Origin of the sequence: Flavobacterium anhuiense, assembly GCF_004151235.1 — a bacterium.
GTDB classification, from domain to species: Bacteria; Bacteroidota; Bacteroidia; order Flavobacteriales; family Flavobacteriaceae; genus Flavobacterium; species Flavobacterium anhuiense_A.
In genome coordinates, this window is record NZ_JUIV01000002.1 from 450,412 (window position 1) to 467,580 (window position 17,169).

The window sequence follows — 17,169 nt, forward strand, 5'->3', positions numbered from 1 at the left end:
ACTAATTTAAACAAAAAGTATGAAAACAATTTACAAAAAGTTGTTATTTTTATTCCTATTGTTGCCTTTTAGTGTGTTGGCTCAGAACACTTTAAAAGGGATTGTTGTTGACAAAACAACAAATCAACCAATACCAGGAGTAAATGTAAATGTACAAGGTGCTCCAAACGGTGCATCAACTGGATTTGATGGAAATTACCAGCTGTCAAATGTTAAAAACGGTAACAAAATCGTTGTTTCTTTTATTGGCTACAAAACAGAAACAATTGAGTACACTGGTCAAAAAACACTTAACATTTCTTTAGAAGAAGATACTAATCAACTTAAAGAAGTTGTAGTACAAGTTGGTTATGGTACTGTTAAGAAAAAAGATGCAACAGGATCTGTTTCTCAAATTTCAGCAAAAGAATTTAACAAAGGAATTAATGTAACTCCAGAAACTTTGATCAGCGGACGTATTGCTGGTGTAAATGTAGTAGGAGGGGGTGCTCCAGGTGCTAAAGCTGATATTAGAATTCGTGGAGGATCTTCATTAACGGCATCAAATGAGCCTTTAATTGTAGTAGATGGACTTCCGTTAACAAATGATGTTCCTAGTGGAGCAACAAGTATTTTGTCTACAATTGATCCAAATGACATTGAGTCTTTTACAGTATTGAAAGATGCTTCTGCTGCTGCGATTTATGGATCTCGTGCTGCAAGTGGTGTAATCGTTATTACTACTAAAAAAGGATCAAAAGGAGGAGTGAAAGTTAATTTTAGTTCTCAAGTTGGTATAAATACTGTTGCAAATCAAGTAGATGTTTTAAATGCAGATCAATTTCGTGCGTTAGTTAACGAAAAAGGTTCTCCTGCTCAAAAAGCATTGTTAGGAACAGCAAATACAAATTGGCAGGATGAAATATTCCATACAGCTTTAACAACTAACAATAATATCTCTGTTAGTGGGGCTTTGTTTGATAAATTGCCTGTACGTTTATCTGTTGGAAATGTTGATAATCCTGGAATTCTTAGAAATACTTCTTTTGAAAGAACTACGACATCGATATCGTTAAATCCTGTTTTATTTGATAATCATTTGAAAATTGATATTAACGGAAACTTAGCTTTTGGAAAAAATCAATTTCAAGATGAAAATGCTGTTATTGGAAGTGCTATCGGGTTTGATCCAACACAATCAGTTTATGAAGAAGGATCTCGTTATGGAGGATATTTTGAATGGTTAGAAGCTAATGGGAATGTGCCATTATTACCGGCAAGAAACCCGGTTGCAAGATTAAATCAAGATAATAGAAGAGCTACTTCGACTAGAAAATGGGGGAATGTTAGATTGGATTACAAATTTCACTTCTTTGAAGATTTAAGAGCCGTTGTTGAAGCTGGTATTGATAGATTTGACAGTAATGGAAATACTACGGTAAGTACAGAAAGTATCTTAGGATATCAGCCAAAACCATTTAACGGTCCTGATTATGTAAACTATGGAAACTATTCTAAGTACACAGATATGCTTCAAAATAAGAACTTAAATGCTTACTTTAATTATGTTAAGGATTTAGGCAAGTTTAAAGTTGATGCAACAGCTGGTTACAATTACCAATTATTCCAGAGAGAAAGATATCAATCAGGAGAATTAAGACAGCCAAATCCTAACACAGATGTCATTACAAGTCCAGATATTAATTTACAATCGTATTTCGGCCGTGTTAACTTAGGATATGATAGTAGATATTTAGCAACTGTAAATTATAGAAGAGATGGGAGTTCTCGTTTTTCTGAAAAATACAGATGGGGTAATTTTGGTGGAGTTGCTTTAGCTTGGAATGTGGCCGAAGAAGCTTTTTTGAAAGATAATGAAACCTTGTCAAGTCTTAAGCTAAGATTTGGTTATGGAACAACTGGTCAACAAGATGTTGTTACTGCGGCATACGATTACCTAAAAAGAGTAACTCTGGGTACAATTAATACGCAGTATATTTTTGGCGGTAAGGTTTATTCAACTGCTAGACCTGAAGGATATAATGAAAATATTAAATGGGAGGAATTAGCAGAAATGAACGTTGGTATAGATTTCGGATTTTTAAATGATAAAATTACAGGATCTGTAAACTATTTTGATAAAAAATCAAGTGATTTGTTAGCTGATGTCGTGGTTCCTGATGGAGCAAATATTAGAAATTCAGGGATTTATAACATTGGTAGTGTAAGAACTAAAGGTATTGAGTTTAATATTCAATCAGATGTTGTTAAAAATGATAATTTAACTTGGAATGTTGCTTTTAACACAACATACATAGATCAGAAAATTGATAATTTAGGTACTACAGTACCTGGTTTTCAAGGATATTTAACAGGAGATGATATTGCGGGAGGAGCTGGAAATAAAATTCAAGTCAACTCTGTAGGTTATGCTCCAAGATCATTCCTGGTTTATGAGCAATTATATGATGCAAATAAAAAACCTATTGCAGGTGCTTATGTAGATAGAAATGGTGACGGAAAAATTGATGCTTCAGATCGTTACAGATTCCATAAGCCTACAGCAGATTACACATTTGGTTTATTCTCTACTTTAAATTATAAAAAGTTTGATTTTACAATGAACTGGAGAGCAAGTTTAGGAAATTATATTTTCGATAACGTAAGCTCAAACTTAGGATATTCTGATGCTGCTTTAAGAAGAGATACAGATTTATCAAATGTTAGCGCAGATTATTTGAATACTGGTTTTAAATATGAAGATAATGGTACACAACGTTATTTGTCTAATTATTATATTAAGGATGCTTCTTTTATCAAATTAGATAATATTACTTTAGGTTACACTTTCGATAAAAATTTATTAAAAGCTGCTTCTTTAAGATTTACAGCGGGAGTTCAAAATGTATTTGTGTTAACAAAATACAATGGTTTAGATCCAGAGAGATTCAATGGAATTGATAATAATGTATATCCAAGAGCTAGAACTTTCTTGTTTGGTGTGAATGCAAGTTTCTAGTAGATTATTGAAAAATAAATTTAAAAAAATATAAAATGAAAATATCATTTAAATATATATCTTATTTTTTCCTACTTGTTTTAGGATTGAATATGACGCTTACGTCATGTACGGACGATTTGAATGTTACTCCGACTGATGATGATGAGTTTTTGTCAGAGCAATTCTTTCAGGATCCAGCATCATATAAACAAGTTTTAGCGAAATTATATGCAGGTCTTTATGTAGGAGGAAATGATGGTGATGGTCAGCCAGATATCTCTGGAATTGGAGGAGATTTCAGCAGTTATTTGCGTTTGCTTTTTGTGACACAAGAGTTCACTACAGACGAGGCTATTATTGCATGGGCAGACGGAACATTGCCTACATTAAATTCTCAAACATGGTCTCCTGCAAATGAATTTTTGGCAGGAACATATTCGAGAGCATTTTATGAAATTAGTGTTGCCAATGAGTTTTTAAGACAAACAACAGAAGAAAAGCTAAATGCAAGAGGAGTTGATGCAAGCTTAAAAGCTGATATCGCTAAATTTAGAGCTGAAGCTCGTTTTTTAAGAGCTTTTTCTTATGTTAATTTAATGGATTTGTTTGGAAATGTGCCAATTACAACAGAACTCGATCCAGTAGGATTCTTTTATCCTGTGCAAAGAACAAGAGCTGAAGTTTTCGCTTTTGTTGAAGCTGAATTAAAAGATTTAGACAATAGTTTAGTGGCTTCAAGAACAAATGAATATGGAAGAGTTGATAAAACTGCAGCTAAATTTTTATTAGCTCAAATCTACCTAAACGCTAAAGTTTATACTGGTACAGACAGATTCAATGATGCTGGAACTTTATGTGCTGATATTATTAATAATTCAGGATATACATTTGCAAATGTTCCTTATAGCTACTTATTCTCTGCCGATAATGATGTAAACGGAGCTCAAAATGAATTTATTTTTCCAGTTATAAGTGATGGTAATGCCATTAGAGCGACAGGAGGAGGAATGAGTTTTATTCTTCATGCATCTATTGGAGGTAGTATGGATGCTGCCTCGAGAGGTATGGATGGTGGATGGCAGGGAATCAGAACTCGTAGAGAGTTTGTAAATATATTCCCTGATGAAACTGCAACTGGAGATAAAAGAGGAACTTTTTATACAAATGGCCAATCAAAAGATATTAATAATGTTGGAACATTTACTGATGGTTATGCGGTAACGAAATATATTAATAAAAAGTCTGACGGATCTGCAGCACAAAGAAACGATATTCCTGATACAGATTTTCCAATGTTCAGATTGTCTGATGTTTACTTGATGTATGCTGAAGCAGCTGTAAGAGGAGCCTCATCTGCTAATATAGGAACAGCAGTTGGTTATATTAATCAGCTTCGTACAAGAGCAAATGCGGCTAATGTTACTGCATCTCAATTAAATCTTGATTTTATTTTGGATGAAAGAGGAAGAGAATTGTTCTGGGAATGTCATAGAAGAACGGATTTAATTCGTTTTGGTAAATTCACAGGAGGATCAAAAATTTGGCAATGGAAAGGTGGTTCTATAAATGGAATTGCAACTGAATCTTACAGAGATTTAATGCCAATCCCTTCTAGAATTATACAGGCAAACCCAACTTTAAAACAAAATCCAGGATACTAACTAACCTTATAAAAATATTAAAAATGAAAAATATATATAAAATTTTAATTGCTTTCATCGGTGTATTAGCAGTTTCATGTAATGCTGATGATGTAGAAGACAGACCAGTAATCGAAGCAGCAACAGCTCCTGTTCTGTTGAATCCTAAATCTGATTTTACTATCGTTCTTTCAAAAGAGACTGAAAATGAAGTTGCAACAACTGTTGTGTGGGATAATGCTGCATATACAGGGATGCAAACTGTAGTAAATTATACTGTTGAGATAGCTAAAGCGGGAACAAAATTTGCAGCTCCTATCACTGTAACAAATACAACAGAAAAATTTGTGGCCTTAACAGTGTCTGAATTAAATTCAGCATTAGTAAATGGTGGTTTTGTTGAGAAAGAGGCAAACAAAGTTGATATTCGTATCAAAGCTGTTGTTGGTGCTTCAGGACTTCCTCAATATTCTAACTTTTATACAATTACAGCTACACCATATCACGTGCCATTAGCAAGTTCTCACTGGTTAGTTGGCGCGGCTACTCCAGGAGGTTGGACATGGGCTGGTGATGCTGAAACTGAATTCCCATTAGTAGTTGGCACAACAAATGTTTATAAAGTAACTATTGTTCTTAAAAGTGGAGAAGCTTTTAGAGAATTCTTAGGTAATAACTTTACAAGCGATGGTAACTGGGATCAAAGCCATAATTATACTTATTATTCAAACTTAGGTTATACAATAGATGACGAATTGGTAAATGCTGGTGATGGTGATAGTAACTTCAAATATACTGGACCAACTGGACCAAGAGTTTTAACTATTGACAATGGTGCGAAAAAAATAACATTAGACTAAAGTTTTAATGTAATTATAAAAAGGGCTATCTCCAGATAGCCCTTTTTTAATCTAACTAACCACACAAAACCACGAGATTATGAAAAAAACATTACTTTTTATTTTCTTTTTATTGTCTATTATTGCTGAAGCTCAACAGATAACAGTATCTCCAGCAGTGTTTCAGGTGAATGAGCCTGTCACAATTACGGCATCATTTGCATCAAGTACTTGTAATACTATGGGAACCAATCCATCAAAAGTATATATGCATTCAGGAATAGGTACAGATGCAAATCCCTGGCAGGTCGTAAAAGGAAATTGGGGCGCTGATGATGGTGTAGGATTAATGACTAAAAATGCAAATGGGACATGGAGTATCACAATTACTCCTAGTGTATATTTCGGATTAACATCGATTCAGCAAACCGCTGCAACAAAAATGGGAATTGTATTTAGAAATGCCAACGGTTCTCAAACTTTAAAACTAGCCCCTTCTTGCACCGATTTTTTTCTTAATGTCGGATCTTTTCAGGTAACATTGGCTACTCCTATTGAAAATAGCACGACAATTATTAATTCTGGTTCAAATTTTACTATCAGTGCAACAAACACAGGTGGGGCAGGTAGTTATACTTTGAAATCGAATGGGGTGACAATTAATACAAATGCCAGCACTTCAAGTTATTCTTATACACATATCAATATTACAGGAAACCAAAGTTATGAATTAGTTGCAACTCAAGGAACGACTACAGTTTCTAAAAAATTTTCTGTTATAGTAAATCCAAATACAATATCTCAGGCTATGCCAGCGGGTATGGTTGATGGAATTAATTATAATTCTTCCGATGCTACAAAAGCGACTTTGGTTTTGGACGCACCATTAAAGGACTTTGTTTATGTAGCGGGAAGCTTTAACAATTGGCAGCCAACATCTGTTTACGCTATGAAGAAAGACCCGTCTTCAGGAAAATTTTGGTTAGAAATAACTGGCTTAGTTTCAGGTGTAAATAATATGTATCAGTATTGGGTTGGTGATGCAACGCCGTTGGCAAATTCGCCATCTTTAGTAAAAGCGGCAGATCCATATTCTACTTTAGTATTATCTCCTTATGATGATCCTTCAATTCCAGCTGCTAAATATCCAAATATGCCTGCTTATCCTGCGGGGCAAAATTTTGAGGTTACGGTTTTGAAAACAGGGCAGACTCCTTATAATTGGCAAGTGAGCAATTTTGTAAAACCTGAAAAGGAAAAGTTGGTAGTCTATGAGGTTTTGGTTCGCGATTTTGATGCTTCAAGAAGCTATCAGGGTTTAATTGATAGAATAGATTATTTTAAAAACTTAAAAATCAATGCTATTGAATTAATGCCTGTAATGGAATTTGAAGGCAATGAAAGTTGGGGGTATAATACTTCTTTTCATATGGCATTAGATAAGTTTTACGGAACGTCAGATAAATTAAAAGAGTTTATTGATTTATGCCATCAAAACGGAATTGCTGTAATTCTTGACGTTGCGTTAAATCACGCTTTTGGAAGAAATCCGATGGTCAGAATGTGGATGAATGATCCTGATGGAGACGGTTTTGGTTCGCCAACTGCGGAAAATCCATATTTTAATACTGTAGCGAAACATAGTTATAGTGTTGGAGAAGACTTTAATCATCAATCTTTAAAAACACAATATTATGTAAATCGAGTTATCAAACATTGGATTGAAGAATATAAAATTGATGGTTTCCGTTGGGATTTAACCAAAGGATTTACGCAGGCTTGTACAGCTTCAGATCAAACGTGTACAAACGCATATCAACAAGATAGAGTGGATGTATTAAAAAAATATGCTGATTTTTCTTGGGCAATTGATCCTACACATTATACTATTTTTGAGCATTTAGGGACTGATGTAGAAGAAAAGGAATGGGCTAACTACAGAGTAGGAGAAACACCAAGTAAAGGGGTGATGATGTGGGGGAAAATGACAAACGAATACAATCAATTGTCTATGGGATATGCTTCTGAAAGCAATATTTTTAGAATGAATAGTGCAAACCGCGGATTTGCTGCCAATCGTTTAATGGGTTATGCAGAAAGCCACGATGAGGAACGTCTGATGTATAAAAATGTGCAATACGGAGCTTCAAACGGAAGTTATAATGTCAAAACATTAAATACAGCATTATCTAGAATGTCTGCTATTGGAGCAGTTTCTTTGCTGATTCCAGGACCAAAAATGATTTGGCATTTTGGAGAATTAGGAATGGATGATTCTATTTTTAGCTGTAATAACGGAACTGTAAATGATGAATCGTCAACTACTCCAGGAGATTGTAAATTAGATACAAAACCACAGCCTCAATGGACAGAAAATTGGTTGGGTGATTCTAATCGGAACAAAATTTACAACGATTGGGCTAAGATGATTACCCTTAAAAAAGCAGAGCCTGTATTTTTAGGGACAGCAACAATGGCCAATACGACTACTTTGACGGTTAATATCAAAATTACGAACAACAGTTTGACTTCGGCTCAGCTTAAAGATGTTGTAATTTTGGCCAATTTTGAAACAACTGCACAAAATACGATTCCAGGATTTCAATATACAGGAGCATGGTACAACTTAATGGATAATTCAACGATTAACGTGACCGATGTAAATGCTCCAATAAGTTTGGCTCCGGGAGAATATAGAATTTATGGTAATAAACAGGCAAATCTGGCAATAGAAGATTTTGAAAAAGGAAATCAAGTTAGTTTATACCCAAATCCTGTTGCCGATTATTTTACTTTAGGGTTTAAAGCCTCACAAGTAGATATCTATTCTATTACAGGGCAATTAGTAAAAACATTTAATACAAACGGAAATACAGAATATCAATTCTCAGTGAGTGGTTTAGCTTCTGGATTATATCTTGTAAAGACGTTTGATGAGAATAATAAAGTTCGCGTTGTGAAGTTTATTAAAAATTAGGTTTGGTTAGTAATGAAAAAGGGCTGTCTAGAAATGGACAGCCTTTTTTGCTTAAAGTAGTTTTTTGTAATATAAATGTGTTTTTTTCGAGGTGATTAAATAAGTCGATGGAGTTCTATGATTTAACCGTAATTGTTTTTACTTATTTTTTCTTTTTAGGATCATTATACTCCCCAATTAAAGAATAATATCCAAATGTTCCTAAGCCCATAACAATAAGCGGCGTCAGTATAAATAGAATAATTGCACCAAATACCAAATCGTCTTGCTGGTCTGAAAGAAGTTTAGGCAAACCAAATTCAAATACACAAAAATAGGCAGCCGCCGCAGCCAAAGCAATCCATAACGCCCCTAAAACTTGTTTAATCGCATTCATTTTTTTTTTTTTTAATTTTAAAGGTGAGTAATTTTGTTTTTGTTTTCAATATAAATCATTCCAATAACAAAGCAGATTCCAGCAATAATTATAGGATACCATAATCCGTCCAAATAAAAATCGGCTTTGCCTGCTGTTTTGGCGTGTGATACAAAATAAGTGGAAATGGCAGGAAGCAATCCGCCAAAAATTCCATTTCCTACGTGATAAGGAAGAGACATGGAAGTATATCTGATTTTAGTTGGAAACATTTCTACTAAAAATGCCGCAATCGGACCATAAACCATTGTTACAAATAGCACTTGAATAAAAACCAGAAGAATTAAAGTCCATTTATCGTTTGAATTAATATGAATTGAAACACTTGTCTGTGCATCTTTTTTGTCCATGTACGTTTTTTTCTCCGTTACGGTTGTACCATCAGTATATTTTTTTTGAGTTGTTGTAATAGTACTTCCATCAGCTTTTTTTTCGCTTTTTTCAATTGGATTTTGTACTATTTCCGTTTTCTGGTTGATGTCTGTTGTATTGTACATCATTTTATAAATAGGTCTGTAAGAAAAAATAGCTAATAACATTCCAAGCATCATAATGTATTTACGTCCAACTTTATCGCTTAGCCATCCAAAAACAATAAAAAATGGAGTTCCAATCAAAAGGGCAATTCCTAATAATTCATCAACTTGCGAAGAATCAACATTCATGACCGTTTTCATGAAACTCATTGCGTAGAATTGTCCCGTATACCAAACAACACCTTGTCCCATTGTAGCTCCAAATAATGCTAAAAGAACAAATTTTAAATTGTATCGGTTTCCAAAACTCTCTTTCAACGGATTTGTACTTGTTGTTCCCTCTTTTTTAGCTTTCGCGAAAACGGGAGATTCATCCATGTTTTTTCTAATCAAGTAAGAAACTCCAACCATGGCAATCGAAACCCAGAAAGGAACGCGCCATCCCCATAAATCAAAAGTTTCTGCAGAAAGCACACTTTTCGTGGCCAGAATAACCATTAGCGAAATAAATAAACCAACAGTCGCAGTAGTCTGAATCCAAGAAGTCCAATATCCTTTTTCTCCTGCTGGTGCATGTTCGGCCACATAAGTAGCAGCGCCGCCATATTCTCCTCCAAGAGCAAGGCCTTGAAGCAGGCGTAAAATCAAAACTAATAATGGAGCTAGAAAACCAATTGTTTCATAACTCGGAATACAGCCTATTAAAAAGGTTGAACCGCCCATTAATAATAAGGTAGCCATAAAAGTATATTTTCGTCCAATGATATCTCCAAGCCTTCCAAAGAACAAAGCTCCAAATGGGCGAACTACAAATCCGGCAGCAAACGTGGCTAAAGTAGATAGAAACGCTGCGGTTGGATTATCGCTAGGGAAAAATTTTGTTGAAATAACAACAGCTAAACTGCCAAAAATATAAAAATCGTACCATTCAATCATGGTACCCATAGAAGAGGCTGAAATTACTTTCCAAATGCCTTTAGTAGAAGTTTTGCTCATAAAACTGCTTTGATATCTTGTTAGTGAATGAAAAAGAAAAATACAGTTTTACGAATATATAAGATTATTTTTTATTCAGTCAATACTTTTTTAACAAAAACTATTTATTTATTGACAATTGATTTCGAAGTGAAAAAGGATTTAACCGCAAAGAGCGCAAAGATTTACGCAAAGGTTCACAAAGTTATTTTTAAACTTTGCGAACCTTGCGCTCTTTGCGGTTAGATAAAACAGAAAAGTATAAAAAACAAAAAACCCGAATATTTCTATTCGGGTTTTGTGGTACCTCCAGGGATCGAACCAGGGACACATGGATTTTCAGTCCATTGCTCTACCATCTGAGCTAAGGTACCGTGCTTGTTGCGGGTGCAAATATATAATCATTTTTGGTTTGTGCAAAACATTTTTTAGAAAAAATCAATTCGTATCTTCGCAAAAGCAAAAAAGAAAATATGATTTTAACGGTTGATGTCGGAAACACCAGAATTAAAGCGTCTGTCTTTGAGGATAATACTGCTCTAGAAAATTTTGTTTTTGAAAAAAATGAACTCGAAAAAAAAATTGAAAAAATTTTAGAAAAATATCCAAAATGCTCCGATTTGGTCGTTGCTTCAGTCGGAAATATCGAAAAACAATCATTTTTGTCTTTCGAAAATAGACTGAAAGTTCATTTTTTTACTCACGAAGATGTTTTTCCTTTTCATAATAAATATGCAACTCCAAAAACTTTAGGAATAGACCGAATGATTTTGGCGGCAGGGGCAACACTGCAATTTCCAAAACAAAACCGTTTGGTTATAGACGCAGGAACTTGCATAACCTATGATTTTATCGACGAAAACGATAATTATTTAGGAGGAGCCATCTCTCCAGGACTTCGTTTACGATATGAATCACTGCATAATTTTACTGCTAGACTGCCGTTATTAAGCTTAGAAGCTCCCGATTCTTATGTAGGAAACTCTACGGCACAGGCCATTCATTCTGGCGTTGTGAATGGTTTCGTCTATGAGATTGACGGTTTTATCGATGAATATCGCAAAGAGTTTTCAAATTTTATCATAATTTTAACGGGAGGCGATGCAGATTTTTTGGCTAAACGATTAAAAAATACCATATTTGCCAATTCAAATTTCCTTCTGGAGAGTTTGAGCCAAACATATCAATATAAAATCGACAATGATTAAAAAAGTAATACTAAGCGCTTGTTTGCTTATATCGTTCGTTTCATTCGCTCAACAAGGTACTGCTTCGCCTTATTCTTTTTTCGGAATAGGAGATGTGAGATTCAAGGGAACTCTTGAAAACAGATCTATGGCAGGAGTTGCAGTAGAACAAGATACGATTCACTTAAATTTAGAAAACCCAGCAAGTTATGCCAGCTTAATTCAAACAACTTTTACAGTTGGAGGAACATTTGCGACTTCAAATTTAAAAACAACTTCTGCATCAGAAAAAGCACAGCGTTCTACTTTTGATTATTTGGCATTAGGAATCCCAATGGGGAAATTTGGTGCTTCATTTGGTTTGATCCCTGTAACTTCGGTAGGATACAAAATTCGTAACGACAATTCTGCAATAGAAGGAGCAACAAGCTCGCAACTTGATGGAAAAGGCGGTGTAAATAAGGTATATTTTGGTTTGTCATATAAAATAATGAAAGACTGGAATGTTGGAGTAGATGCACAGTATAATTTTGGAAAAATCACTACAACAAGTATCGAAGCTGTTACGGGAGTTCAAAATGGAACAGCGGAGGTTAATACTTCTGAAATTTCGGGTATGGGATTTAGTTTCGGAACAATGTATCAGAAAAAGATCCATAAAAAGATGAGTATATTCTCTAGTTTAAGCTATTCTTTTGCAAGTAATCTGAATTCGGATAATACACAAGTTATTTCAGTTCAAGGAGATCCAGATCCTTATGTAGTTCCTAAAGAATCAACAAAATTGAAGCTTCCAAATAAGTTAAGTATTGGATTAGGTATTGGTGAAGCGAGAAAATGGCTTGTAGGAGCAAATATGACTTTTCAGGGAGATGGGCAGTTAGCAAATTATTACAATGCTGCTGATAACGTTAGATATGAAAGCTATTCTAAGTATGCGCTTGGAGGATATTATCTTCCAAACTATGCTTCTTTTACAAGCTATATGAGCAGAATTACGTATAGAGCAGGTTTGAAATATGAAAAAATTGGTTTGATCGTAAATAATGAATCCATTAAAGATGTCGGAATGTCATTAGGAGCAGGAATTCCAATTCCGGGATCATTTTCAAATGTAAACTTAGGAATTGAATTTGGTAAACGTGGTACAACTTCTGCAGATTTAGTGCAAGAGAATTACGTTAATTTCAGTGTGAGTTTCTCTTTCAATGATAAATGGTTTGTGAAGAGCAAATACCAATAATCAAAACAGAATATCTTTTAGAAGCTCATTACAATTTACTACATTTGGCAAATGAATTTACCAAAAAGATATAGTCTCATAGCTGTCACAGTTTTTGCTGTGACACTATTTTTTGGATGCGAAAGTAATTTTAAAGAAGTTCAGAAAATTAACTTCTCAGAATTTGTTCCTGCCAGTGATGCAGATACTGTAAATATTAAATATACAGATTCTGGACGCATTACAGGTGTTTTGATAAGTCCGAAAATGTTAGATTATTCAAATCTTGATTTTCCTTTCACAGAATTTCCTAAAGGAATTGATGTGACATTATATGATAAGAAGCAAAAACGCACCTTTATAAAAGGCAATTATGCAGTTTCTTATAAAAACACAGGAATCATTGATTTGATAGGAAAAGTAAAAATCACTTCAGAAGCTGGACAGGTTTTAGAAACAGAACAATTGTATTTTGACCAGAAAAACGAATGGTTTTATACAGAAAGAAAATTCAAATTGACCGATGCAAAGGGAGTTTCCTATGGTCAAGGAATAGATTTTAGCAAAGATTTTAAAGTGATCAATTCGCAGCGAATAAGCGGTGAAATAGAATCAGACAAAGAATTATAATATTATGGGTTATTTAAAATATACACAATACGTTTACATCCTCTTTGCAGTTTTCTTTACTTATGATGGTATCGTAAAATTAAATGAGGGATATGAAAGTTATCCTTTCTACTTTGTAATTGCAGGGATGGCTATTTTTATGTTTTTCTTTAGGAGAAGATTTCTCAACAGGCACAACGATCGAAACAAAAAACAATAAAAAATGGAAATTAGTATTATAATAATCTGTTTAATACTAGCCGCCTTTTTTTCTGGGATGGAAATCGCTTTTACATCCGCCAACAAAATTTATCTCGAAATTGAAAAGAAACAAGACGATTTCCTGTCTCGAATCTTAACAAAGCTAACCGAAAATCCATCTAAGTTTATTGCTGCCATGCTTATTGGCAATAATGTGGCATTGGTGATTTACGGTTTTTTTATGGGTGATCTGATTTTGGGTTGGATGGCTCATTTTGGTTTTATTTTTTCTGATTGGTGGAATATTCTTATTCAGACACTACTTGCAGCATTTGTAGTTTTGCTGACTTCTGAATTTTTTCCAAAAGTATTTTTTCAGATTTATGCCAATTCTTTAATTAAAATTCTGGCGCTTCCTGCTTATTTATTTTACCGATTATTCTATTACATTTCCACTTTCTTTATTTGGATTGCTGATTTTGTGCTGAGCAAATTTTTTAAAACAGAAGGGAATCAAATCCATTTGTTTAGTCGTATAGAACTAGGAAATTACATTACAGAACAGATGAGCACTGTTGAAGAAGATGAAGAAGTAGATTCTGAAATTCAGATTTTTCAGAACGCTTTACAATTTTCAAATGTAAAGGCGCGCGATATAATGACACCTCGAACAGAAATTGTAGATATAGATTTGTTTGATACAGTTGATGATCTTAAAGCTTTGTTTATAGAAACGGGATATTCTAAAATTATCATAAGCCAGAATTCATTAGACGACATCGTGGGTTATGTTCATTCATTCGATTTGTTTAAAAAACCATCGACGATAAAATCGGTTTTGATGACAGTCGAATTTGTTCCTGAAACTATTTTAATCAAAGACGTTTTGAATTTATTGATCAAAAAACGAAAAAACGTAGCAGTTGTTTTAGATGAATATGGAGGGACTTCAGGAATTGTTACAATTGAAGATATTGTCGAAGAGCTTTTTGGTGAAATTGAAGACGAGCACGATTTAGACGAAGAATTGATCGAAGAAGAAATAGGAGAAGGCAAGTATTTGTTTTCAACCCGATTAGATGTTGAATACTTGAACGAAACCTACAGATTGATGATTCCAGAAGAGGATTCTTACGGCACATTAGGAGGTTTTATTGTGTATCATACGAAAGAAATCCCACAAAAAGGAGATAAAATTGTAATAGATAAGTTTCATTTTTCTATTCAAGAGGCTTCAAATAAGAAAATAGAACTAGTCAAATTGACAATTAAAGACTGATTTTTTAAATTAATGAAAAAAAATATTGAAAATAAAACGCTAGTTGTATTGTTATTAACTAGATAATTGTATTTTCGCAAACTGAATATAAAATTAACGATAATAAAATGGCAGTTTTAGCAAAAATTAGACAGCGTTCCGCTTTATTGATAGGAGTTATTGCACTTGCATTATTTGCATTTATAATACAAGATCTATTCACAAGAGGAACATTTGGTCAAAGTTCAAAAGATGTAGGAAGCATCGATGGAAAAGATATTTCATTTGAAGACTTTAGAGTTAAAGTTAGTAATGTTGAAAAAAGTGGGCAAGGTATAACTTCCACTGAAGCTGCAAATAGAGTTTGGGATCAAGAAGTTTCAATCGCTTTATTGTCATCACAATTTGATAAATTAGGATTGAGAGTTGGTGAAAAACACATTTTAGAGGTTTTAAAATCAGATCCAAATATTGGTAAAAATCCAATGTTCTTAAACGCAGCAGGAATTTTTGATGTTGTTAAGTTCAAAGATTATTTTAAATCTAATCCGGAAGCAGCACAATACATTTCTCAAAAAGAGAAAGATGCTGAATTGAACGCAAAATTTCAAATCTATAATACTTTAATTAAATCAGGACTTTACACAACTGCTAGTGAAGGAAAGTTAAAGTATGAAATGGAAACTAATAAAGTAAGTTTTGCTTTTGCAGCTGCTCCATATTCTTCTATTAAAGATAGTGAAGTAAAAATCTCTGATGATGAGATCGTAGCTTACATGAAGAAAAACGAGAAAAAATTCAAAGCAGATGCAACTCGCGAAATTCAATACGTTTTAGTTGAAGATAAAGCTTCTAAAGAAGACGAAGCTGAAATTAAAGGTAAATTGACTGCATTATTATCAGGAAGTGTTGTTTACAACGCAAAAACGGGTAAAAATGATACATTGCCTGGATTCAGAAACGCTACAAACATTGCTGAATTTGTAAATGCAAATTCTGATGTGCCTTACGATTCTACTTATGTTCCTAAAAATGCATTGCCAGCTGTTGATGCTGACAAATTATTCAGCTTGCCTGCTGGAGCTATCTACGGGCCATACGTTTACGGAAGATACTATGCAATTTCTAAATCTCAAGGATTTAAAGCTGGTGTTAATGCAAAAGCTAGTCATATCTTAATTGGTTATGAAGGATCTCAAACTCCAAACCCAAAAGAAAAAAGAACTAAAGAAGAAGCTAAAGCTAAAGCTGAAGAAATTTTAGCGCAAGTTCAAGCTAATCCAGATAGCTTTATGATGTTGGCTTTTACAAGTTCTGATGATTCATCTGCTCAACAAGGTGGTGATTTAGGATATTTTGGGCCAAACCAAATGGTAAAACCTTTCAATGATTTTGTATTCAGCAACGGAATTGGTAAAGTTGGTTTAGTTGAAACTCCTTTCGGATTTCACATTATCAAAATTACAGATAAACAAGACGGAATTCGTTTAGCTACAATTGCTCAAAAAATTGAGCCTTCTGAAGCTACTTCTGATAAAGTATTTACATTGGCAACTAAATTTGAAATGGATGCTGCTGATAAAGACTTTAACGCTGCTGCTAAAGAATTAGGATTAAAAGTGGCTCAGCCAGTTAATGCAAAAGCTATGGATGAAGCGTTTGGACCATTAGGAAACCAACGTAACATTATCAGATGGGCTTTTGATAAAGAAACAGATAAAGGAGACGTTAAACGTTTTGAAATTGCAAACGTAGGACACGTTATTGCACAATATAAAGGTGAAAACAAATCTGGTTTAGTTTCTGTTGATATGGCAAGGCCTTATGTAGAGCCTATCTTGAAAAATAAGAAAAAAGCAGAATTGTTAAAAGCTAAAATGCAAGGTTCAAGCCTTGAGGCTATCGCTAAAGCTGCAGGAGTTGCTGTTCAGCAAGCTGCAGATGTAACTCTTGATAATCCAGTTTTACCTGGAGGAGTTGGGCAAGAGCCAAGAGTTGTAGGTAATGCATTTGCTTTAACAGCAAACAAAATCTCTGCTCCAATTGAAGGAAATACTGGAGTATATGTTGTGAAAAACATCAAAACAGTAAAAGCTCCTGCAATTGCTAATCACGCTGCTTATGTAGAAAAAGTAAAAGCTCAAAGCGCATCTGATGAGAATAGAGTATTGCCAGCCTTGAAAAACAATGCTAAAATTGAAGATAACAGATTACAATTTAATTACTAATTAAAAAGTACTTCATCTCATATAAAACCCGAAACGCTTTAAGTGTTTCGGGTTTTTCTTTTTTTAGAAATCAGCAATTCTGTTTTGTAAATTTTTACTGTTAATTTTCTGAAAGTATATAGGAATTATCGAAATTTAATTTAAAAAACTTGTGATATTCAA

At 33.9% G+C, this 17,169-nt stretch carries 11 protein-coding genes and 1 tRNA gene; 9 read left to right on the forward strand and 3 right to left on the reverse strand.

The window, feature by feature from the left end:
• Positions 1-19: 19 nt before the first annotated feature.
• From NU08_RS04835 to NU08_RS04850, 4 genes are all read left to right on the forward strand, one after another.
• A complete protein-coding gene (locus NU08_RS04835) occupies positions 20-2,998 on the forward strand; it encodes a SusC/RagA family TonB-linked outer membrane protein (protein ID WP_129746104.1) in 2,979 nt (992 codons plus the stop codon).
• A gap of 35 nt (positions 2,999-3,033) precedes the next feature.
• Positions 3,034-4,641 carry a RagB/SusD family nutrient uptake outer membrane protein gene (locus NU08_RS04840; protein WP_129746105.1) on the forward strand — a complete coding sequence of 536 codons (1,608 nt, stop codon included), beginning with the start codon at positions 3,034-3,036 and terminating at the stop codon, positions 4,639-4,641.
• 23 nt (positions 4,642-4,664) lie between these two features.
• On the forward strand, positions 4,665-5,480 hold the full coding sequence (locus NU08_RS04845) for a SusE domain-containing protein (RefSeq protein WP_066032944.1): 816 nt from the start codon (positions 4,665-4,667) through the stop codon (positions 5,478-5,480).
• 79 nt (positions 5,481-5,559) lie between these two features.
• Complete coding sequence (locus NU08_RS04850) at positions 5,560-8,436, forward strand: alpha-amylase family glycosyl hydrolase (RefSeq protein WP_129746106.1); 2,877 nt, start codon at positions 5,560-5,562, stop codon at positions 8,434-8,436.
• 142 nt (positions 8,437-8,578) lie between these two features.
• On the opposite strand, the gene NU08_RS04855 is transcribed toward NU08_RS04850, so the two are convergent.
• From NU08_RS04855 to NU08_RS04865, 3 genes are all read right to left on the reverse strand, one after another.
• Entirely contained in the window at positions 8,579-8,812 is a 234-nt protein-coding gene (locus NU08_RS04855) for a DUF6814 family protein (RefSeq protein WP_008466457.1), read from the reverse strand.
• A gap of 17 nt (positions 8,813-8,829) precedes the next feature.
• Positions 8,830-10,323, reverse strand: a complete 1,494-nt coding sequence (locus NU08_RS04860) for an MFS transporter (protein WP_129746107.1) — start codon at positions 10,321-10,323, stop codon at positions 8,830-8,832.
• 280 nt (positions 10,324-10,603) lie between these two features.
• Positions 10,604-10,676 (reverse strand) — tRNA-Phe (locus NU08_RS04865).
• Between the two features lie 99 nt (positions 10,677-10,775).
• Here NU08_RS04865 and NU08_RS04870 point away from each other — a divergent pair.
• The 5 genes from NU08_RS04870 to NU08_RS04895 all read left to right on the forward strand — a co-directional run bounded on the left by NU08_RS04870 (position 10,776) and on the right by NU08_RS04895 (position 17,007).
• Positions 10,776-11,510: a type III pantothenate kinase gene (locus NU08_RS04870; RefSeq protein WP_129746108.1), complete on the forward strand. Its 735-nt coding sequence runs from the start codon at positions 10,776-10,778 to the stop codon at positions 11,508-11,510.
• Positions 11,503-12,732, forward strand: a complete 1,230-nt coding sequence (locus NU08_RS04875; protein WP_129746109.1) for a hypothetical protein — start codon at positions 11,503-11,505, stop codon at positions 12,730-12,732. Before NU08_RS04870 ends, NU08_RS04875 begins: the two co-directional genes overlap by 8 nt.
• A 51-nt stretch (positions 12,733-12,783) precedes the next feature.
• Positions 12,784-13,341, forward strand: coding sequence for an LPS export ABC transporter periplasmic protein LptC (gene lptC, locus NU08_RS04880; protein WP_129746110.1), 558 nt, complete (start codon positions 12,784-12,786; stop codon positions 13,339-13,341).
• Between the two features lie 202 nt (positions 13,342-13,543).
• A complete protein-coding gene (locus tag NU08_RS04890) occupies positions 13,544-14,800 on the forward strand; it encodes a hemolysin family protein (RefSeq protein ID WP_129746112.1) in 1,257 nt (418 codons plus the stop codon).
• Positions 14,801-14,907: 107 nt separating this feature from the next.
• Positions 14,908-17,007 carry a peptidylprolyl isomerase gene (locus NU08_RS04895; RefSeq protein ID WP_129746113.1) on the forward strand — a complete coding sequence of 700 codons (2,100 nt, stop codon included), beginning with the start codon at positions 14,908-14,910 and terminating at the stop codon, positions 17,005-17,007.
• Positions 17,008-17,169: the final 162 nt, after the last annotated feature.